We start from the raw sequence: 20003 nt of genomic DNA, 5'->3' as shown, positions 1-20003 counted from the left end.
TGTTCGGGCAACCCTTGCCATTGACGTTTCCTGGAGATTCTTCTACTGTTTATTTAGTCCTGAACTAAGCGAGGGAATCAATGGCGATCAGCTCGACCGAACGCACCGACGTGAACCGGTCGGCCATCCTCGCGCACCTCGGTGCGAGCGGGCCGGCGTCTCGTGCGGAGCTCGCGCGCACCCTGTCGGTGTCGCCGGCCCTCATGACGCAACTGACGCGCGAGCTCATCAGCGACGGCCTCGTCGTCGAGCTGGAATCGGCTCCCTCGAGCGGCGGACGGCCTGCGCGCCTGCTCGGTCTCGTGGCCGGCGGCGGGCGGGCGATCGGCATCAAGGTCGTCGCCGATCACATCGCCTTCGTCGAGGTGGGCATCGACGGGCGAGTGCTGCGCTCGCAGAGCGAGCCGTTCGATGCCGCCGCGGCCACTTCCCTCGCCGAGCTCGCCGAACGCATCCGCAACTTCATCGACGGGGGCGCCGACGCACCGCTCCTCGGCGTGGGCGTGGGCGTGCCCGGCTCGGTCGATCTCCCGGGCAGCGGGGTCGTCGATGCGCCCCAGCTCGATTGGGTGCAGGTGCCGATCGGCGAGTCACTGCGACGGTCGCTCGGGCTCCCGGTCATCGTCGAGAACAACGTCAACGCGCTCGCCGCCGCCGAGCGTCTCTTCGGACTCGGACGCACGGCCGCGAACTTCCTCGTCGTGACGATCGGCACCGGCGTGGGCGCGGCCGTCGTCGCGAATGGCAGGATCATGCGCGGCGCGTCGGGTGGAGCCGGCGAGCTCGGACACTTCCCGGTCGCCGACGAGGGCCCGGCGTGCCGATGCGGCAACCGCGGATGCCTCGAGGCGCACATCAGCGAAGACGCCCTGGTCTCCGCGGGGCGCGAGCGCGGTGCCCTCCCCGCCGGGGCCGGCATCGCGGAGCTGCTCGCCGCCGCCGATCGAGGCGAGTCCGGTGCGATCGGCGTCTTCGAGGATGCCGGTCGGCTGCTCGGTCGAACGCTCGCGGGCGTCGTGCAGGTCGTCGACCCGGCCCTCGTCATCGTGCTCGGCGAGGGCACGGCCGCCTGGGCGCACTGGTCGGGGGGATTCGAGCCGGCGTTCCGCGCGCACCTCATGGCGCGCCGCCGGAGCATCCCGGTCGAAGTCGAACGATGGCAGGACGACAGCTGGGCGCAGGGCGCCGCCGCACTCGTGCTCGCCACCCCGTTCGAGTCCGAGGGGCTCACCGGCGACCAGGGCCGCCTCATCCGTGCCCGTCTCGTGGAACAGGCGGCCCGCGCGTGAGCGTCGTCACGACCCCGCCCACGGCGATCCCGATCGCCGCGGACTCTCCCGTCCCGCCGCGAGCCGTGCGGCCGCGGCGTCGTCGGGGCATCCGTCACGCGCTCGTCGTCGCTGCATTCCTGCTCCCGAGCGCCTTGCCACTGCTGTTCTTCGTGCTCGGCCCGATGGTTGCCGCTGCCGTGATCAGTCTCACTGAGTGGAACCTGCTCGCTCCCGCCGAGTGGGTCGGCCTCGACAACTACGCGAAGCTGCTCGGCGACCCCGCGACCTGGGCAGTGTTCGCGCACACCCTGTACTACATCGCGGGGTACCTCCCGCTCGTGTACTTCGGAGGGCTCGCCCTCGCGCTCGCGCTCAACACCGCGTTGAAGGGACGGTCCCTGCTGCGCGGCGTGTACTTCCTGCCGGTGGTCACGAGCTGGATCGTCGTCGCGATCGTATGGCGATGGCTGCTGAACCCCAGCAACGGCATCGTGAACGCCACCCTCGCGATCTTCGGCATCGACGGGCCGGGGTGGTGGACCGACCCGGCGTGGGCGATGCCGTCGATCATCCTCGCGTCGGCGTGGAAGGACCTCGGGTTCGTCATGGTCATCCTGCTCGCCGGACTCCAGGCGATCGACCCCGAGCTCGTCGACGCGGCGAAGGTCGACGGCGCCGGATGGTGGCGCCGCCTCGTGTCGGTCGTGATGCCGCTGCTCTCGCCGTCAACGTTCTTCGTCATCGTCATCTCCCTCATCAACGGCTTCCAGGTGTTCGACCAGGTGTACGCGATGACCGGCGGCGGACCCGGCGGCTCGACCCAGGTCGTGGTGCAGCAGGTGTACGACCTCACCTTCCGGTACGGGCGCGCGGGCGAGGCATCCGCTCTCTCCTGGTTGCTCTTCCTCGTGATCCTCGCCGTCACCGTCGTTCAGGTGCGCGGCCAGCGGAAGTGGGTGAACTATGCGTGAGACGACCCGCGGTCGCTCGATCGCGCTGCACGTCGTCGTCATCGCCGGCGCGCTCGTGATGTTCTTCCCCTTCTATTGGACGATCGTGACGTCGTTGAGTCCCGGAGCCGGCCTCAGTGTCACGCCGTCACTCTGGCCGGCCGATGCCGGGCTCGACGCGTATCGCGAGCTCTTCACCGAGTTGCCCTTCGCGCGGGTCATCGGCAACAGCATCGGCCTCGCGATCGTCACGACGCTCGTGCAGCTCGTCACGAGCGCGACCGCGGCGTATGCGTTCAGCAGGCTCGCGTTCCGCGGTCGAACCGTCGTCTTCGGCGTCTACCTCGCGACGATGATGATTCCCCTGCAGGTGCTCATCGTGCCGTTGTTCGCCGAGCTCAAGGCGTTCGGCCTCATCGACACGTATCTCGGTGCGCTGCTGCCGACGTTCGCGTCGGCGTTCGGCATCTTCCTGCTGCGGCAGGCGATGAACCAGGTGCCGTTCGAGCTCGACGAGGCGGCCACGCTCGACGGCGCCGGCCACTTCCGGATCTTCTGGACCGTCGTGCTGCCGAACATCCGTCCCGCCCTCGCCACGTTGGCGGTGTTCGGATTCATGGGCAGCTGGAACAGCTTCCTGTGGCCGCTCGTCGTCTTGCGCTCGCCCGAGCTGCAGACGCTGCCGATCGCCCTCGCCGGGCTGCAGGGCCAGTACACGACCCAATGGGACGTGATCATGGCCGGCTCGGTCGTGAGCATCCTGCCGATGCTCGCCCTCTACGTGTTCGCCCAGAAATACGTCATCCAGGGCGTGGCGAACGCCGGACTCAAGTGACCCCTGCACCGCATATCGAAGGAGATACAGCATCATGCGAACCACACCACTCACCGCGATCGGGCTCGCCGGCGTCGCCGTGCTCGCCCTCACCTCCTGCTCAGCCGGAGGCGGTGGCGACTCCGGACCCGTCACCATCACCTATACGAACTTCATCTCGAACGGCGGCAACGAGGAGAACCTGCAGGCCATCGTCGACGCGTTCGAGGCGGAGAATCCCGACATCGCGGTCGAGGTGACGACGCTGCCCTATGGCGACTACAGCACGGCACTGCAGACCGACCTCGCCGCCGGCACGGCGTCGGACGTGTTCGACGTCGAGTACTCGAACTACGCGCAGTACCAGGCGAACGGCGTGCTCGCCGAGCTCGAGGTCGACGACCCCGGCGTCTATCGCGACTCGGTGCTCGAGGCCTACCAGACGGATGGCGCGCAGTTCGCCCTGCCGAGTTCGTTCTCGACCGTGGTGCTCTACTTCAACCGCGACCTCTTCGATGCAGCCGGACTCGAATACCCGTCGTCCGACTGGACCTGGGCCGAGGAGAAGGCGGCAGCCGAGGCCCTCACCGACAAGGCGGCCGGCGTCTGGGGCGATCACCAGCCCGTGAGCTTCTACGAGTACTACAAGGTGCTCGCCCAGAACGGCGGTGACTTCCTCGACGAGTCGGGCACGAAGGTCGCGTTCAACAGCCCCGAAGGCATCGAGGCAGCGAAATGGCTCGTCGAGAAGAGCGGCACCGTGATGCCGACGATCGAGGAGGGCCAGGGCACTCCCGACTTCGACACGAACCTCTTCGTGGAGGGAAAGCTCGCGATGCTGCACACCGGCATCTGGGTGTTCGGCACCGTCGCGGACGTGCCGTTCGGTTGGGACATCGCCGTGGAGCCCGGCAACACCGAGCAGGCGAGCGCCGTCTTCTCGAACGCCGTCGGAGTCTCGGCAGACTCCGAGCACGTCGCGGAGGCGTCGAAGTTCGCGGAGTTCCTCACGTCGAGCGAGACCATGGTCGACACGAGGCTCGAGTCCGGCTGGGAGCTTCCGGCGATCTCCGACGAAGCCGAGCTCGCGGGCTACCTCGAGCAGGGGAATCCCGAGAACCGCCAGGCCGTGTTCGACTCGCTCGACGGTGTCGCGCTGCCGCCGGTCGTCGCCGAGGGCCAGCAGGAGATGCAGGACATCATCACCGAAGAGCTCGTCGAAGCCCAGGCCGGCCGCAAGTCGGTCGAAGACGCCCTCGCCTCGGCGGAGGAGCGCATCAACGCCGCGATCGGCGGCTGATCACGGGGTCCGGGGCGGGTGATCGCCCCGGACCCGCCCTCGACCTGACCACCGAACACAGAGAGCTGACGGATGACCCTCCAGGCCGCCACCCCGCCGTCGACGCCGCGCGTCGACTTCATCGAACCGGCACGACTCGGCGTGCAGCTCATCGAGCACTTGCAAGACGCCGACGGCGCCTACCCTGCGAGCCCGTCGTTCTCGGCGTACGCCGGATACAGCTGGTTCCGCGACGGCGCGTTCATCGCGGACGCGATGTCCGCCGCAGGATCGACCGACTCGGCCGAGCGGTTCTTCTCGTGGTGTGCGGCCGTGCTCGAGGCACGGGAAGCTCGCATCGAGGCGATCATCGCCGCTGCTCGGGCAGGAGCGCCCGTCGCCGATCACGAGATGCTCGGCACTCGCTTCACCTTCGCCGGTGAAGAGGGCTCCGATGACTGGTGGGATTTCCAACTCGACGGATACGGCACGTGGCTCTGGGCCGCCGGCCAGCATGTGCGGCGTCATGGCGGCGACCCAACTCCGTGGCGGCGCGCCATCGAACTGACCGTCGACTACCTCATCGCATCGTGGGAGCGGCCGTGCTTCGATTGGTGGGAGGAGCACGCCGAGCACGTGCACGTCTCGACGCTCGGATGCATCGCTGCGGGTCTCCGGGAGGCGGCCTCGATCGGCGTGCTCGACGCAGAGCGGATCGAACTCGCCCGATCGGCCGAGGCCGCGATCCTCGAACGGATCCACCGCGACGGCGTCGTCGACGGCCACCTCTCGAAGTGGATCGGCAGCCGCGAGGTCGACGCGAGCCTTGCCGCCGTGGTGGGACTGCTCGACGTCGTGCCCGCGACCTCCGAACTGGGCTTGGCGACCATCGCCGCCGTTCGAGGCGAGTTGGCCGTCGACGACGGCGTGCACCGCTATCTCGCCGACACGTTCTACGGCGGCGGGCAATGGCCGCTGCTCTCGTGCTTCCTCGGCATCGCCGAATCGAGAGCCGGCAACACCGCGGCGGCCGAGGCGCTCTTCAGCTGGGCCGCGTCGACCGCCACCGAGTCGGGCGACCTGCCCGAACAGGTCCGGACGCACGTGCTCGCCCCCGATCGGTTCGACGAGTGGGTCGAGCGCTGGGGAACGGTGGCGACACCGCTCCTGTGGAGCCATGCGATGCTCGTGCGGCTCGCCGTCGAACTCGGTGTCGAGCTCGGTGCCGGGGCCGGGGCCGGGGCCGGGGCCGGGGCCGGTCGATGATCCGGCACCGCCCGTTCGGATCGGGGCATCCGTACTCCGTCGACACCGAGCAGCGTTCGCCCGTCGACCCGGTGGCGGGCGAGCCGCTCACGCTCGGCGTACGGGCGACGCCCGACATCGGTGCGGTCGACCTCGAGCTCGAGGTGACGTCGCCCGACGGTGTCGTCGAGACCTCGCGGGTTCCGCTCACCCGCACGGGCCGCCGATCGCGCGGCCAGACGCTCGACGGCGGCCACCTGGCCTCCGCGCAGGCGCGGCTCGCGCGGGCGTCGGGCGGCTGGACGGCGGTGATCGAGGCCCCCGCTGCGGGCGGCGGCATCCGCTACCGCTTCGCCGGCTCGACTGACAGCGGTGCACTCGCGCGCACTCGATGGTTCGAGACCACGACGTCGAATTGGTCCACCGGCCCCGACGCGACGGTGACGCAGCACGGCGCGAGGCGAGTGCTGCCCGGCACGGTCGAGGTGCTGAGCGACGGGGCCCGCGTGCGTCGGGTTCGATTCGCGCTGCCGCTCACCGAGTCGGAGCATGTGACCGGCTTCGGCGAGCGCTTCGACGCCCTCGACCATCGCGGCGCCCGCCTCGATTCCATCGTGTTCGAGCAGTACAAGAGCCAGGGCGCCGAGCGCAAGACCTACCTCCCCATGCCGTTCGCACATGTCGTGGGCGGCACCGGATGGGGCTTCCACGTGCGCACGAGCCGGCGCGTCTGGTTCGACGTGGGCGCCGCGCACCCCGATCGCCTCACCGTCGAGGTGGAGACGGATGCCGCGAGCGGCGACCCCGCCGTCGATCTCGCCATCTACGACGGCACGCCGCCCGCCGTGCTCGACGCCTTCCTCGACGAGACGGGCCGCCCCGAGGAGTTGCCCGACTGGGTGTTCCGGCTCTGGGCGAGCGGCAACGAATGGAACACGCAGGAGCGCGTCATGCGCGAGCTCGACGCCCACGTCGAGCACGACATCCCTGTCGGTTCGCTCGTGATCGAGGCCTGGAGCGACGAGCAGACGTTCACCGCGTTCCGTGACGCGCACTCCGAGGTGCGTGAGCACGGCGCACCCGCGCGGCTCGCGGACTTCACCTTCCCGCCCGATGGTGCGTGGCCCGACCCCAAGGGCATGGTCGACGAGTTGCACGATCGCGGCGTGCGCGTGCATCTCTGGCAGATCCCGCTCATGAAGATGCGACCGCACCCGAAGGGCCAGGCGGCCGCCGACGCGCGGGCCGCGGTCGAGGCGAACGTGCTCATCCGGGAACCGGGTGCACGGGGCGCCCTTCGTCCGTACCGAAATCGCGGCTGGTGGTTCCCGCTCGCGCTCATGCCCGACCTCACCGACCCCCGCGCGGCGCGCTGGTGGACCGAGCAGCGCCGCTACCTCGTCGAGGAGGTCGGCATCGACGGCTTCAAGACCGACGGCGGCGAGCATGCGTGGGGCCGCCAACTCGAGTATCTCGACGGCACGCGCGGTGACGAGGGCAACAACAGGTTCCCCGTCGCCTACGCGAAGGCGTACGGCGACCTGCTGCGTTCGGCCGGCAAGGCACCGGTCACGTTCAGCCGCGCGGGCTTCACGGGTTCCCCGGCGCACGGGGCGTTCTGGGCCGGCGACGAGAATTCCACGTGGGAGGCGTTCCGCTGGTCGCTGTTCGCCGGCCTCTCGGCGTCGGCGAGCGGAATCCTCTATTGGGGCTGGGATATCGCGGGTTTCTCGGGCGACGTGCCGACGGCCGAGCTCTACCTGCGTGCCAGTGCGGCTTCGGTGTTCGTGCCGATCATGCAGTACCACTCGGAGTTCAACCACCACCGGCAGCCGTCGCACGACCGCACGCCGTGGAACATCGCCGAGCGAACCGGTGACGATCGGGTCCTCCCGGTCTTCCGTTCGTTCGCCCACTTGCGCGAGCGACTCGTCCCGTATCTCGCGGCCGAGGCGCGAGCGGCCATCGCGGTCGGTGCACCCTTGATGCGGCCCGTGTACTTCGAGCATCCGGCGGAGGATGCGGCGTGGTCGCATCCGTTGCAATGGATGCTCGGTCGCGACCTGCTCGTCTCGCCGGTCGTCGTCGAGGGCGAGACCGAGCATGAGGTGGCACTGCCGCCCGGGGCGTGGGTGGACGTGTGGACGGGTGCCGTGCACGAGGGGCCGAGCGTCGTGCTTCGCTCGACGGAGATCGACGAGGTGCCGGTGTACGCCAGACCCGACGCGTGGCCGGAGCTCGCAGCGATCTTCCGCGGTGATCGCTGAGCGCTCGGTCGTTCGAGCCGGCGTCACCCCGCGGCGCGGATGCGCGCGACGCGTCGGGACGCCCAGTTGCCGCTGAGCGGTCCGATGACGATGAGCAGCAGCCACGTCAAGCGCCCCCAATCGGTGCCGAACGCATACGCGATGGGGATCGACGCGAGGAAGACCAGCGGCGTCGTCATCGTGTCGAGGAGGTTCACGAGGTCGGCACGTCGGGGAAGGGGATCGGCGAGGATCCCGTCATGCCGGGCGACGAAGAACATCGCCGACTGCGCGAAGATCGCCGCCGAGATGTTCACCGCGTAGATCGCGACGGCGAGCGGCGCATCGCTGCTGCCCTCGTCGCTGATGCCCTGCGTCGAGAAGGGGATGAGCACGACGAACGCGATGGCCACGAGGTTGGCCACGATCACTGCGGGACTCAGGGCCAGGAACCCGGCGACCAGACGATGGTTCACGCGCCAGAACACTGCGATCACGACGAAGCTGATGGCGAAGCCCATGAGCTGGATGCCGAGCCCGCTGGCGAGCAGGGTGCCGGGGTCCGCCCACTCGGCGCCGTCGGGCGGATCGATGTTCACCGCCAGCAGCGTCAGCGCGAACGCGTAGACGGCGTCGAAGAACGTGAAGGCGCGAGCGAACTCGATGCTGTCACGGCGGTAGTGTCTCGCGGCCGGTTCCGTTGTGGTGCCCACGACAGGAGTGTGGCGCGCCGCGGCGCCACGCGGCATCCGACTCGCCGGTCAGTTCCAGTCGACGGCGTGAGACCAACCGGCGATGTACGCGCGCTCGTTCTCGCCGAGCCGCACGCCGAGGCGCGGGATCGGACCGGCGTCGAGCTCGCAGAGCTCATAGATGCGTCGCACCACGAACCACCGCAAGGGGGCGTTCAGGTTCTCGAGTACTTCGAGTTGGAGGGTGCGTTCGAGCATGGGCCACCACACGCCGATGGGTGGCAGGCCGTGAGCGCCGCGCCGGCGCTCATCGTGCTCGGGGTGGTCGATGATCGAACTCATTGTGCCGGCTCCTCGGAAATCTCGCCGGTCTCCGGGTCGCGCACGACCACCCGCTCATCGGGGTCTGCCTCTTCCTCGGCCCGGTGGTGCTGCTCGACGGCGTGGACCGCCGCGTCGAGTTCCTCCGCCGCGTCCGGATCTTCTGGACCATTCGGAACCTCTGGGCCAGAATCGGACATCGGCGGCTCCCTCTCTCATGGGTGGCCGGTGCTCTCCATCGAGCCCGGCCGTGTTCGACAGTACGCGACGGTTCCTCGCCGCGGCAGGGGATTGACCCGGCGTGAGCCGCGTGCTACTCCTGACCTGAATGAGGCCGGTACGTGGCCAGCCGATACGTCGCCATCAGGCCAGAGCCTGGATCAGGCCAGTACGTCGCCGAGGTCGTAGGCGAGGGGCCGATCGAGCTGGTCGAACGTGCACGAGCGCGGCTCGCGGTCAGGACGCCAGCGCGCGAATTGCGCCGTGTGGCGGAACCTCGCTCCCTCGAGCTGGTCGTAGCGCACCTCGGCCACGAGCTCGGGGCGAAGGCGAACGAAGGAGACGTCTCGGCTCGACGAGAAGCGGCTGCGATCCGTCTCGCCGCGGATCGCCTCGCCGTTCGGGTCGCGAATCACGTAGGGCTCGAGCTCGTCGATGAGCTCGAGCCGTCGAGCATCGCTGAACGCGGAGGCGCCGCCGACATTGCGCAACCCGCCCGAGTCGTCGTAGAGGCCGAGCAGCAATGAGCCGACACCTCGGCCCGACGTGTGCACCCGATAGCCGACCACGACGACGTCGGCGGTGCGGTGATGCTTCGCCTTCAGCATCACTCGCTTGCCCGGCGCGTAGGGCGCGGCGAGCGGCTTGGCCACGACGCCGTCGAGGCCGGCGCCCTCGAACTCCTCGAACCAGCGGCGCGCGAGTTCGACGTCGGAGGTGATGCGCGTGAGGTGGATCGGGTGGCCGATGCCGCCGACGAGTCGCTCGAGCGCGGCTCGTCGCTCCGAGAACGGCTGCTCGATGAGCGACCGGCCGCCGACCTCGAGCAGGTCGAATGCGACGAACATCGCCGGCGTCTCTCGCGCCAGCAGCTCGACGCGGCTCGCCGCGGGGTGGATGCGTTGCGAGAGCTGCTCCCAGTCGAGCCGTTGCCCGCCGGTCGCGCCGGCGCTGATCACGATCTCGCCGTCGAGCACGCACGGCTCGGGCAGCAGCCGGGCGAACGCCTCGACGAGCTCGGGAAAGTAGCGGGTCAGCGGCTTGGCGCCGCGGCTGCCGATCTCGACCTGCTCGCCGTCGAACGCGACGATGCCGCGGAATCCGTCCCACTTCGGCTCGTAGACGAGACCGCCCTCGACCGAGTCGGGCTCGGGCACCGACGGCACGGCCTTCGCGAGCATCGGCGCGACGTCCAGGTTGATCGCCATTCGTCAACGATAGGCCCCGGATGCCGCGGCCGGCGAGTGCTCGGCGTTCGCGCTCGGAGCTCGGAGCACGCAGCGCGTGCGCTCGCGCTCAGAGCACGGTGCGCAGCCCTGCCGACAGCGCGGTGTGGTGCTCGAACACGAGGTTCGTCTCGGTGAGGGCGACCGCGGGGTTCGCCGAGAGGTTGTTGAGCACGAACTGCCGCACGTGCTCGCTGTCGCGAACGCGCACGTGGATCAGGAAGTCCTCGGCGCCGCCGAGGAAGAAGAGCTGCGCCACCTCGGGCTGCGTGCGCAGCTCGTCGGAGATCTGCTCCATGAGGTGGCGGGCGCCGGGCCGGATGCGCACGCTCACGAGCGCCTGCAGGGTGAAGCCGAGGGCTGCGGGGTTGATCTCGGCGGTGTAGCGGATGATGACGCCGCGCTCGCGGAGGGAGCGCACCCGGGCGAGGCACGTCGAGGGCGAGACGCCGACCGCGCGAGCGAGGTCGATGTTGGGGATGCGGGCGTTCTCGTGCAGGCGCGTGATGATCGCGCGATCGATCGCGTCGAGCACGATCGGGGCCGGACCCGAAGCGGCCGGTTCGCTCATCTGCGGCAGATCGACCACGAGAGGGTGCCTTTCCGAACATTTGCGACGGATGCCGCCACTCTACCGAATTCTGTGCGGCAAGGGTTCCCAGTTGACGAACAAGCAGCGAACATGGAGGTACTCATCCACACAGCATTCGGAGTGACCATGCGCATCGGCGTGCCTGCAGAGATCAAGAACAACGAGTTCCGCGTCGCGATGACGCCCGCCGGCGCACACGCCCTGTCGCTGCGCGGTCACGAGGTCGCGATCCAGGCGGGCGCAGGAGTCGGCGCCGGATACCTCGACGCGGAGTACCTCGCGGCCGGCGCCACGATCGTCGGCACGGCCGGCGAGGCGTGGTCGGCCGAGCTCGTGCTGAAGGTCAAGGAGCCGATCGCGTTGGAGTACGGCTTCCTCCGCCCTGACCTCATCCTCTTCACCTACCTGCACCTTGCGGCCGACCTGCCGCTCACGCGAGCGATCCTCGACTCGGGCGCGACGGCGATCGCGTATGAGACGGTGCAGCTCGCCGACCGCACCCTGCCGCTGCTCACCCCCATGAGCGAGGTCGCCGGCCGGCTCGCGCCGCAAGAGGGCGCATCGCACCTGCACGCCTCGCGTGGCGGGCGGGGAGTGCTGCTCGCGGGCGTGCCGGGCACGGCGAAGGCCAAGGTGGTCGTGATCGGCGGCGGCGTCGCGGGGGAGCAGGCCGCGGCATCCGCCCATGGCATGGGCGCCGACGTCACCGTGCTCGACATCTCGCTGCCTCGCCTTCGCGAGCTCGACGCTCGCTACGGCGGCGCCATCCGCACGCTCGCCTCCTCGCCCTACGAGATCGCCCGCCAGGTGAAAGACGCCGACCTCGTGGTCGGCGCGGTGCTCGTGCCCGGCGCCGCCGCTCCGAAGGTCGTCACCGACGAGATGGTCGCCGCGATGCGGCCGGGGGCCGTGCTCGTCGACGTCGCGATCGACCAGGGCGGATGCTTCGAGGGCTCGCACCCCACAACCCACGCCGAGCCGACCTTCCGGGTGCACGACGCCATCTTCTACTGCGTCGCGAACATGCCGGGCGCAGTGCCCGCCACGGCGACGCCGGCGCTCACGAACGCGACCCTGCCCTACACGCTGAAGATCGCCGACCTCGGCTGGAAGGCGGCCCTCGAGGCGGACCCTGCCCTCGCGAAGGGCCTGAATGCCGTCGCCGGGCGACTCACGAACGCGGGCGTTGCACTCGCGCACGGCCTGGAGCTCGCGAGCGCGTAACCGGTCGAGGCGGGTCGAGTGGCGGCAGGCTCACGAGAGCGTGAGGAAGAGCTTCTCGAGCTCCGCCACGGTGAGGCGGTCTTCGCCGTCGGACACCACGTCTGCATCCTCGCTGAGGCATTCGCGCATCGCGCTCGAGATGATCGCGAAGCCCGCCTTGTCGAGCGCGCTCGAGACCGCCGCGAGTTGCGTCACGACGCTGCGGCAGTCGCCGCCCGACTCGACCGCGTCGATGACCGCGTTCAACTGGCCCCGCGCGCGCTTCAGGCGGTTGGCGATGCGCCGTTTCGCGTCGTCGGTCGTCGGATGCCTCGGGTTCATTCGGCATCGCCGAGGGTCAGCGGCAGGCCGGCGCGATACCACTCGAGGATGCCGCCCTCGATGTTGACAGCGTCGACCCCCTGCGACTCGAGGTAGTGCACGGCTTGCGCGCTGCGTCCGCCGACATGGCACATCACATAGACCGTGCGGTCACGCGGGATCTCGTCGAGCCGCTCGATGAGGGTGCCGAGCGGGATATGGAGCGTGCCGTCGATGTGCGCCTGGGAGCGCTCGCCGGGCTCGCGCACGTCGAGGATGAAGGCGTCGTCGATCGCGTGCGCGTCGATGGGGGAGATCGTCTGCAACTGGGGTCCTCCTGGTGGGCGCGAGCGGTTCGCCCGACGGTAGCACGATACCCAGGGGGTATCGAAACCCGGCCGAGCGCGGCGATGCTCCAGTGATTCGGGCGGATTCGCCGTATGGTGTCGGTGTGTGGCGGCTCGATCGGAACGATGACGAGGGGGAGATCCTCCGTTCCGAGACGGATGCCGCAGCCGAACAACTGACACCGGATCCCATGCGACAGGACATCACGAGCCCCAACGGCCTCAGCCTCGGCGACCCAGAGCTCGTCGCAGGCAATGTCGCCGAGCCCGTGTGGCGCCGCTGGCAAGGCGAGCTCGCGGCCGTCGGCGGTCGATCGCCTCTCGCGCGCTTCGCTGACTCGCCGCGCACCCGCATCGAGCTCTCGACGACGCATCCGGGAGGGCTCCCGCAATTCATCACGGGCAAGTCGACCCTGCTGTCGAGCCTCATCCGCGACGAACTCGCGCTGCGCAACGCCCGCCTGGCCGCTGCCGAGATCACCCAGAAGGGCATCGAGCTGCGCTCGGTGCGCGGCATCGAGTCGGTGCACCTCGCGATCGGCCTCGCCTCGTGGCGCAACGCAGGCGAGGAGTATCTCGCGCCGGTGCTCCTGCGACCGCTCGCGATCCGCCGCTACGGCCGGGACTTCGAACTGAAGCTCAAGGGCCAGCCCTACCTGAACCCGGCGCTCGCTCGCGAGCTGCGCGAGCAGTTCCAGATCACGCTCGACGCCGAGGCCTTCGTCGCGCTCGCCATCACGAACGGCGTGTTCAAACCGCAGCCGGTCATCGACCGCTTGCGCGGCCTGACCTCGCACCTGCCCTGGTTCCACGTCGCGCCGCGGCTCGTCGTCTCCTCATTCGCCGAGGTGGGCCCCGCGATGGCGGCGGATGCCACGCAGCTCGACCATCCCGTCATCGACGCGATCGCGGGCAATCCCGCAGCGCGTGCCGCCCTCGCCGTCGAGACCGAGCGCGCACGACCCGTCGCGCAAGACGAGCGCCCGCCGTCGACCGACACCCTCCTGCTCGATGCCGACCCCGAGCAGGAGCAGGCGGTCGCCGAGATCGAGTCGGGCGCGTCCCTCGTGGTGAAGACCCTGCCCGGCACGGGTGGCACCCAGACGATCGTCAACGCGATCGGCGCCCTCGTGGCGAAGGACAAGCGCGTGCTCGTCGTCGGCTCACGGCGGGCGAGCCTCGACGGCATCGCGCACCGGCTCGGCCAGGTGGGCCTCGGAGGTGCCGCCGTCACGACCGCGGGGCTGCGCCGCGAGCTCATCCAGTCGATCTCCCGCAACGAGAAGGCCGATCGGCCGCGCGTCGCCGATGTCGACGACGCCCTCGTGCGACTTCGGAAGGTCCTGCTCGACTATCGCTCGGCGCTCACGCGGCGCGACCCCGAGCTCCACGTCTCGGTGCTCGACGCGCTCAGCGAACTCGCCCGCCTCGCCCTCGTGCCCGGAGCGCCCTCCACGACGGCGCGCCTCGACCACGCCTCGCTCGTGGCGCTCGCCGAGGGTCGTGACGCCGTCTCGCGCGACCTCGTGCGCGCGGCAGCGCTCGGCGAGTTCAAGTACGGACCGGGTGACTCGCCCTGGTACGGCGCCTCATTCACCTCGACGACCGAGGCGACCACGGCGCACGAGCTCGCGAAGCGACTCAGCAGCGTCGCGCTGCCCCGGCTCCTCGAACGCGGCCGAGGGCTCATCGCGCAGACGCGGCTCCGCCCCTTCGAGTCGGTCGCGGAGCTCGGAGTGTTCCTCCGCCTCCTCCTCGACGTGCGCGAGACGCTCGACCGCTTCCAGCCCTCGGTCTACGACCGGCCGCTCGGCGAGCTCATCTCCGCGACCTCCTCGCGACGCGACTCGCCCGGGATGTCCGGCGCGAACCGCCGCCGGCTTCGCCGGCTCGCGCTCGAGTACGTTCGACCCGGGGTGCACGTCACCGACCTCAACGGGGCACTCCGCGGCATCCAGCAGCAGCGCACGCTCTGGCAGCGGTACTCCGAGGCCGGAGCGATCCCCGGCGTGCCGGTCGGCATCGACGAGGTGCACGTCGCGTTCCAGACGGTGGCGAGCGATCTTCAGGTGCTCGACGGCCCCCTCGGCGTGGTCGGAACCCCGAGGCAGCTCGCTGCGCGCCCCGTGCGCGAACTGGTGATGACGCTCGCGGGGCTCGCCGCCGAGTCCGAAGTGCTCACGAACCTGCAGGAGCGCACTGCGGTGCTCTCCCGCTTGCGCGACCTCGGCCTCGACCCGCTGCTCCTCGACCTCGCCAAGCGTCACGTTCCCGAGAGCGCCGTCGCAGCTGAGCTCGAGCTCGCGTGGTGGCAATCGGTGCTCGAGTCGATGCTCGCGAGCGACAAGGCGCTCCTCGGGGCGAACACGACGGTGCTCGACCGGCTCGAGGCCGACTTCCGCCTCGTCGACGAGGCGCACGCCTCGGCCGCCGGTCCGCAATTGGCCTGGCGGCTCGCCGAGAACTGGAAGATCGCGCTCCTCGATCATCCCGAAGAGGCTGATCGGCTGAAGCGGATGCTGCGCGGCGATCGCGTGCGGCCGACCGCCCTGCACGCTGAGACCCCGCACCTGTTCCGCGCCCTCGCTCCCGTCTGGCTCGCCTCTCCCTACGATGTCGCCGCGATCGACGACTCGATCTCGTTCGACACCGTGATCCTCGTCGACGCGGGCGCGACGACGATCGCCGAGAACCTCGGTGCCATCCGGCGAGCGAAGCAGGTCGTGGCGTTCGGCGACCCCGTGACGCAGACCCCCACGCTCTTCGAGACGGCGATCGCCGACCTCGAGCGCCCCGACGAACCCGCCCCCGAGCACCGTGTCGACGCGCTGCACGCCGATTCCGCGCTCGCCCGGCTCGGCGAGCTGCTGCCGACGCTCACCCTCACGCGCAGCTATCGAGCCGGCGGCGAAGACCTCGCCGAGCTCGTGAACAACCGCTTCTATGCCGGGCGCATCGTCTCGCTGCCGTGGGCCGGCAGCTTCCTCGGCCATGGCAGCCTCGGCCTGCACTACGTGAAGGGCAACGGACTGCCCGATCCCACGACGGGCACCGTCGAGAGCATCGATTCCGAGGTGGCGAAGGTCGTCGAGCTCGTCATGGAGCACGCCGTGAAGCGCCCCCGCGAGTCGCTCATGGTGATCACGGCGAGCGCCAGGCACGCCGCGCGAGTGCACCAGGCCGTGCTCGCCGCGTTCGCCAAGCGCACCGACCTCTCCGACTTCATCCTGAAAGACCGAGCCGAGCCGTTCACGGTGCTCACGCTCGAGCAGGCCGTGGCGCAGAGCCGCGACCGGGTCATCTTCTCGGTGGGCTACGGGCGCACCCCGCACGGACGCCTGCTCTCGAGCTTCGGCTCGCTCGGCGAACCCGGCGGTGATCGCCTGCTCGCGGTCGGCATGACCCGCGCCCGGCGCTCGATGGACCTCGTCTCGGCGTTCCGCCCGGAAGACATCGACGAAGACCGCCAGAGCCACGGCGTGCTCGCGCTCGCGAACGTGCTCTCGCAGACCGAGGAACGCGCTGCGGAGCAACCGGCGCCAGTGGCGAGCTCGTCGATGCTGCAGGACCTCGCGACCAGGCTCGAGCGGCGCGGCATCCGGGTCAGCGTCGGACACCGCGGCCGACTCGCGCTCGCGGCGGCGCACGCCGGCAAGGCGGTCGTGGTCGAGACGGATGACGCCCTCGCGGGCCTCAGCCTCAGGGAGTCGCTGCGGCTCCGGCCCGACGTGCTGCGCCGGCTCGGCTGGCACTACCTGCGGGTGCACAGCTTCGAGCTCTTCGGCAACCCCGAGGCGGTCGCCATGCGGGTCGCCGCGCTGCTCGGCAAGCCAGAGGTCGAGCGGCCGGCGAATGCCGCGACCGCACGCCGATGACCGACGAGCCGCGCCAGCGGGTCGAGCGCGCGTCGGGGCGGGCGCGTCGAGCCAAGCTGACGCCGGCACCCGGATCGGATCCCTCGCCCGAGACTCCGGTGCCCGGTGCTGAGAGTGCCGAGGGCGCGAAGACTGACGAGCGCTCGCCGAAGCGCAAGCGCCCGGCATCCGCCGACGACGACCGCATCAGCAGGGAACGGCCGCCGCACTGGGGCTGAGGCGGAGCCTCGGTATTACCGGTGCTTGCCCACCGCGCCGGAGTCGACGGCGCCGCCGTTGCGCTGCTCGACGAGCGCGTCGCGGATCTGGCCCAGGAGCACGAGCTCGGTCTCGGGTTGCGGGTCGGTGGAGTCAGGCGAGCCGCCGCGCTTCAGCCGCTCCTCCGCGTGCTTCTTCACGGTGTTGATGGGCAGCACGAAGACGAAGTACACGACGGCGGCGACGATCACGAACGTGAGGATCGCGCCGAGGACCGCGCCGAACCTGACGTCGGCAGTGGCCCCATCGATGGTCGGAATCTTGACCACGAGCGCGTTGTCGAGGCTGTCGGCCCTGAAGATCGCAGCGATCAGCGGGTTGAAGATGTTCGTCACGAGCGAGTTGACGACGGCGGTGAACGCCGCGCCGATGACGACGGCGACCGCGAGGTCGATGACGTTGCCCCGCATGATGAAATCCCGGAAGCCCTTGAGCACGGTTCCTCCTCGTCTCGAGTACTGCATTGCTGGAATTCAGGACGTGCCGGCCGACGACCCGCCGCCCGAACCGGTCGAGGTGGTCGACTTCGTCGCACCGGAGCCGGAAGAGCCGCCGGAACCGGAGCCCGACGACGCGCTGGAACCGGAGCCCGACGACCCGGCACCCGATGAGCCGCCCGAGTCCGAGCCGCCGGCACCCGAGCCGCCGGAACCCGACCCGCCGGAGCTGGAACCGCCGGAGCCCGAGCCCGATCCGCCCTCGCTCGCACGCGAGTCGGTTCGGTAGAAGCCCGACCCGTTGAAGGTCACACCGATGGTGTTGAAGAGCTTGCGGAGCCGGCCACCGCAGACCTCGCAGTCCGTGAGGGTGTCGTCGGTGAAGGCTTGGTGGATGTCGAAGGCGTTGTCGCACGAAGTGCAACGGTAGGAATACGTGGGCATGGTGAATCTTCCGGTTTCGGGCGGTGCAAGTTCAGAACGCGATGATGCGGGTGGGGGTCACGATGCCGTTCACGGGCTGGTCGTGTACCTCGCGCGGCACCGATTCGACGAATTCGCTGTCGAAGACGACGGCGTACACCGGAGGACATTTTCCCATCGAACCGAGCGTCTTGTCGAAATAGCCCCTGCCCCAGCCGAGACGCATGCCGGTGGCGTCGATCGCGGCGGCCGGCACGAGGATGAGGTCGACGTCGTTGATCGCCATGGGGCCGAGCAATTCGCCGCCCGGCTCGGGCACGCCGTGGAGCCCGTAGGACTCGGTCTCGTCTTCGCCGACCGTCCAGTCGAGCAGGCCGTCTTCGCGCGTGACCGGGAAGAGCACACGGATGCCGCGGGCCTCCGCCCAGTTCACGAACGGGCGCGTGTTCGGCTCGGTGGGCATCGACAGGTAGCAGGAGATCGACGTGGCTCCCGTCGAACCCACCAGTTCCTCGAGCCGCGCGGTGAATCCCTCGGTCGCAAGCTCGCGTTCGTGCTCGGGCATGTTCTGCCGGCGCTCGCGGAGCTCGGCGCGCAGCACGCGCTTCTGAACGTCCGGATCGTCGGGCATGGCACACATCCTAAGCGGAGCAGCGAGGAATCCGGGGCCGTGGTGGGGCCGTGCGACATCCGCTTCCCGCTACGCTGAATCGCATGACTGATCGGATCACCAAAGCCGTCATCCCGGCGGCTGGACTCGGCACGCGCTTCCTGCCTGCAACGAAGGCGATGCCGAAAGAGATGCTGCCCGTCGTCGACAAGCCCGCGATCCAGTACGTCGTGGAAGAAGCGGTCGCCGCGGGTCTCGACGACGTGCTCATGATCATCGGACGCAACAAGAACGCCCTCGCGAATCACTTCGACCGGGTCACCGAGCTCGAATTGAGCCTCGCGTCGAAGGGCGACGAGAAGAAGCTCGAGCGGGTGAAGGAGTCGAGCGATCTCGCCGACGTGCACTTCGTTCGTCAGGGCGATCCCAAGGGACTCGGCCACGCCGTGCTCCGCGCACGCAAGCACGTCGGCGATCAGTCGTTCGCGGTGCTCCTCGGCGACGACCTCATCGACGCCCGTGACCCGCTGCTCACTCGCATGCTCGACGAGCACGTCGCGCGCGGCGCCTCGATCGTCGCCCTGCTCGAGGTCGACCCCGCGTCGATCCAGATGTACGGCGCCGCCGCGGTCGAGGCCACCGACGACCCCGACGTCGTGCGCGTCACGGGCCTCGTCGAGAAGCCGGCGCCTGAGGTGGCACCGTCCAACCTTGCGGTGATCGGGCGTTACGTGCTGAAGCCCGAGGTGTTCGACATCCTCGAGCGCACGCCTCCCGGCAAGGGCGGCGAGATCCAGCTCACCGACGCGCTCATGGAGATGGCCGGCGACGTCGAGGGCACCGGCGGCGTCTACGGCGTCGTGTTCCGCGGCCGGAGGTACGACACGGGCGACAAGCTCGACTACATCAAAGCCGTCATCCAGCTCGCGTCCGACCGCGACGATCTCGGACCCGAGCTCCGGCCCTGGCTCACCGAGTACGTCGCCTCCTTCGACAGGCCCTGACCGTGCCCACCGCGGTGCTTCCGACACTGCGCGACGGCGACGTCACGCTGCGCCCCATCCGTGCTCGTGACGCGAAGCTCCTCGAACGGGTGCTGCTCGCCAACCGCAGCTGGCTCCGGCAATGGGAGGCGACGTACCCGGGCGGGGGATCGGTGGTCGACGCCCGGGCGAGCATCCGCAATCTCCTCGCGCATGCTCGTGCGGGCAACGCGCTGCCGTTCGTGATCGAGCACGATGGCCGCCTGGTCGGTCAGCTGAACGTCTCGTCGATCACGTTCGGCTCGCTCTCGTCGGCCACGATCGGCTACTGGGTCGCGCAAGAGGTCGCGGGACGCGGCATCACTCCGGTCTCGGTCGCCCTCGCGACCGACTACTGCTTCTCCACACTCCACCTGCACCGCATGGAGATCTGCATCCGGCCCGAGAACACCCCGTCGCTCCGCGTGGTCGAGAAGCTCGGCTTCCGGTACGAGGGTCTCAGGCGCCGCTTCATCCACATCAACGGCGACTGGCGCGATCACTTCGCGTTCGCCCTCGTCGCCGAGGAGGTGCCCCGCGGCGTGCTCCGCAGATGGCAGGAAGGCCGCGTTCCGGAAGACGCCGCACGGGTCACGGCAGAAGACCGGGCGGCCTCCGCACACCCGCTGCCGATCGCCGATCGCTGACACGC

21 protein-coding genes are annotated in these 20003 nt (G+C 69.7%); 11 read left to right on the top strand and 10 right to left on the bottom strand.

The annotated features are described in order from the left end of the window. Positions 1-80: 80 nt before the first annotated feature. The 6 genes from QFZ29_RS11890 to QFZ29_RS11865 all read left to right on the top strand — a co-directional run bounded on the left by QFZ29_RS11890 (position 81) and on the right by QFZ29_RS11865 (position 7826). On the top strand, positions 81-1289 hold the full coding sequence (locus tag QFZ29_RS11890) for an ROK family transcriptional regulator (protein WP_306894305.1): 1209 nt from the start codon (positions 81-83) through the stop codon (positions 1287-1289). Then, entirely contained in the window at positions 1286-2242 is a 957-nt protein-coding gene (locus tag QFZ29_RS11885; RefSeq protein ID WP_306894304.1) for a carbohydrate ABC transporter permease, read from the top strand. The genes QFZ29_RS11890 and QFZ29_RS11885 overlap by 4 nt, the downstream gene beginning before the upstream one ends. Next, complete coding sequence (locus QFZ29_RS11880; protein ID WP_306894303.1) at positions 2235-3056, top strand: carbohydrate ABC transporter permease; 822 nt, start codon at positions 2235-2237, stop codon at positions 3054-3056. Before QFZ29_RS11885 ends, QFZ29_RS11880 begins: the two co-directional genes overlap by 8 nt. Positions 3057-3090: 34 nt before the next feature. After that, the gene (locus QFZ29_RS11875) at positions 3091-4335 is read left to right on the top strand and encodes an ABC transporter substrate-binding protein (RefSeq protein WP_306894302.1); all 1245 of its coding nucleotides are present in this window, start codon (positions 3091-3093) and stop codon (positions 4333-4335) included. Positions 4336-4407: 72 nt separating this feature from the next. Continuing rightward, a complete protein-coding gene (locus QFZ29_RS11870; RefSeq protein WP_306894301.1) occupies positions 4408-5580 on the top strand; it encodes a glycoside hydrolase family 15 protein in 1173 nt (390 codons plus the stop codon). Further along, positions 5577-7826 (top strand): glycoside hydrolase family 31 protein, encoded by a 2250-nt coding sequence (locus tag QFZ29_RS11865; RefSeq protein WP_306894300.1) that lies wholly within the window; start codon positions 5577-5579, stop codon positions 7824-7826. The genes QFZ29_RS11870 and QFZ29_RS11865 overlap by 4 nt, the downstream gene beginning before the upstream one ends. Positions 7827-7849: 23 nt before the next feature. Here the strand turns inward: QFZ29_RS11865 and QFZ29_RS11860 are convergent, their stop codons facing one another. The 5 genes from QFZ29_RS11860 to QFZ29_RS11840 all read right to left on the bottom strand — a co-directional run bounded on the left by QFZ29_RS11860 (position 7850) and on the right by QFZ29_RS11840 (position 10852). Further along, positions 7850-8518, bottom strand: a complete 669-nt coding sequence (locus QFZ29_RS11860) for a TMEM175 family protein (RefSeq protein ID WP_306894299.1) — start codon at positions 8516-8518, stop codon at positions 7850-7852. 48 nt (positions 8519-8566) lie between these two features. Continuing rightward, positions 8567-8839, bottom strand: a complete 273-nt coding sequence (locus tag QFZ29_RS11855; protein WP_306894298.1) for a hypothetical protein — start codon at positions 8837-8839, stop codon at positions 8567-8569. Beyond that, positions 8836-9018 (bottom strand): hypothetical protein, encoded by a 183-nt coding sequence (locus QFZ29_RS11850; protein WP_306894297.1) that lies wholly within the window; start codon positions 9016-9018, stop codon positions 8836-8838. Before QFZ29_RS11850 ends, QFZ29_RS11855 begins: the two co-directional genes overlap by 4 nt. A 180-nt stretch (positions 9019-9198) precedes the next feature. Then, the gene (locus QFZ29_RS11845; RefSeq protein ID WP_306894296.1) at positions 9199-10245 is read right to left on the bottom strand and encodes an ATP-dependent DNA ligase; all 1047 of its coding nucleotides are present in this window, start codon (positions 10243-10245) and stop codon (positions 9199-9201) included. Between the two features lie 88 nt (positions 10246-10333). Continuing rightward, the gene (locus QFZ29_RS11840) at positions 10334-10852 is read right to left on the bottom strand and encodes an Lrp/AsnC family transcriptional regulator (RefSeq protein ID WP_306894295.1); all 519 of its coding nucleotides are present in this window, start codon (positions 10850-10852) and stop codon (positions 10334-10336) included. Between the two features lie 129 nt (positions 10853-10981). On the opposite strand from QFZ29_RS11840, the gene ald reads away from it, so the two are divergent. Beyond that, entirely contained in the window at positions 10982-12079 is a 1098-nt protein-coding gene (gene ald / locus QFZ29_RS11835) for an alanine dehydrogenase (protein ID WP_306896704.1), read from the top strand. A 30-nt stretch (positions 12080-12109) separates the two neighbouring features. Here ald and QFZ29_RS11830 read toward each other — a convergent pair whose 3' ends face one another. Together QFZ29_RS11830 and QFZ29_RS11825 are read right to left on the bottom strand one after the other, a co-directional pair. Next, the gene (locus tag QFZ29_RS11830) at positions 12110-12400 is read right to left on the bottom strand and encodes a metal-sensitive transcriptional regulator (RefSeq protein ID WP_306894294.1); all 291 of its coding nucleotides are present in this window, start codon (positions 12398-12400) and stop codon (positions 12110-12112) included. Then, entirely contained in the window at positions 12397-12705 is a 309-nt protein-coding gene (locus QFZ29_RS11825) for a rhodanese-like domain-containing protein (RefSeq protein WP_306894293.1), read from the bottom strand. The genes QFZ29_RS11830 and QFZ29_RS11825 overlap by 4 nt, the downstream gene beginning before the upstream one ends. 125 nt (positions 12706-12830) lie before the next feature. Here QFZ29_RS11825 and QFZ29_RS11820 point away from each other — a divergent pair, with 125 nt between their 5' ends. Both QFZ29_RS11820 and QFZ29_RS11815 read left to right on the top strand, forming a co-directional pair. Further along, positions 12831-16601, top strand: a complete 3771-nt coding sequence (locus QFZ29_RS11820) for an AAA family ATPase (RefSeq protein WP_373426207.1) — start codon at positions 12831-12833, stop codon at positions 16599-16601. Then, positions 16598-16819 carry a hypothetical protein gene (locus tag QFZ29_RS11815; RefSeq protein WP_306894292.1) on the top strand — a complete coding sequence of 74 codons (222 nt, stop codon included), beginning with the start codon at positions 16598-16600 and terminating at the stop codon, positions 16817-16819. Before QFZ29_RS11820 ends, QFZ29_RS11815 begins: the two co-directional genes overlap by 4 nt. A gap of 15 nt (positions 16820-16834) precedes the next feature. Here QFZ29_RS11815 and mscL read toward each other — a convergent pair whose 3' ends face one another. The 3 genes from mscL to QFZ29_RS11800 are packed head-to-tail and all read right to left on the bottom strand — an operon-like array spanning position 16835 to position 18350. Further along, positions 16835-17296 carry a large conductance mechanosensitive channel protein MscL gene (gene mscL, locus QFZ29_RS11810; protein ID WP_306894291.1) on the bottom strand — a complete coding sequence of 154 codons (462 nt, stop codon included), beginning with the start codon at positions 17294-17296 and terminating at the stop codon, positions 16835-16837. Between the two features lie 36 nt (positions 17297-17332). Then, on the bottom strand, positions 17333-17740 hold the full coding sequence (locus tag QFZ29_RS11805; protein ID WP_306894290.1) for an FmdB family zinc ribbon protein: 408 nt from the start codon (positions 17738-17740) through the stop codon (positions 17333-17335). Between the two features lie 31 nt (positions 17741-17771). Next, entirely contained in the window at positions 17772-18350 is a 579-nt protein-coding gene (locus QFZ29_RS11800) for a 5-formyltetrahydrofolate cyclo-ligase (RefSeq protein WP_306894289.1), read from the bottom strand. Between the two features lie 83 nt (positions 18351-18433). On the opposite strand from QFZ29_RS11800, the gene galU reads away from it, so the two are divergent. Beyond that, on the top strand, positions 18434-19333 hold the full coding sequence (gene galU / locus QFZ29_RS11795; protein WP_306894288.1) for a UTP--glucose-1-phosphate uridylyltransferase GalU: 900 nt from the start codon (positions 18434-18436) through the stop codon (positions 19331-19333). Then, complete coding sequence (locus tag QFZ29_RS11790; protein WP_306896700.1) at positions 19330-19998, top strand: GNAT family N-acetyltransferase; 669 nt, start codon at positions 19330-19332, stop codon at positions 19996-19998. Before galU ends, QFZ29_RS11790 begins: the two co-directional genes overlap by 4 nt. Positions 19999-20003: the final 5 nt, after the last annotated feature.

Origin of the sequence: Agromyces albus (genome assembly GCF_030815405.1) — a bacterium.
Taxonomy (GTDB): domain Bacteria; phylum Actinomycetota; class Actinomycetes; order Actinomycetales; family Microbacteriaceae; genus Agromyces; species Agromyces albus_A.
The sequence above is the reverse complement of the archived record's forward strand: the minus strand, read 5'-3'. Positions and strand labels throughout refer to the sequence as shown.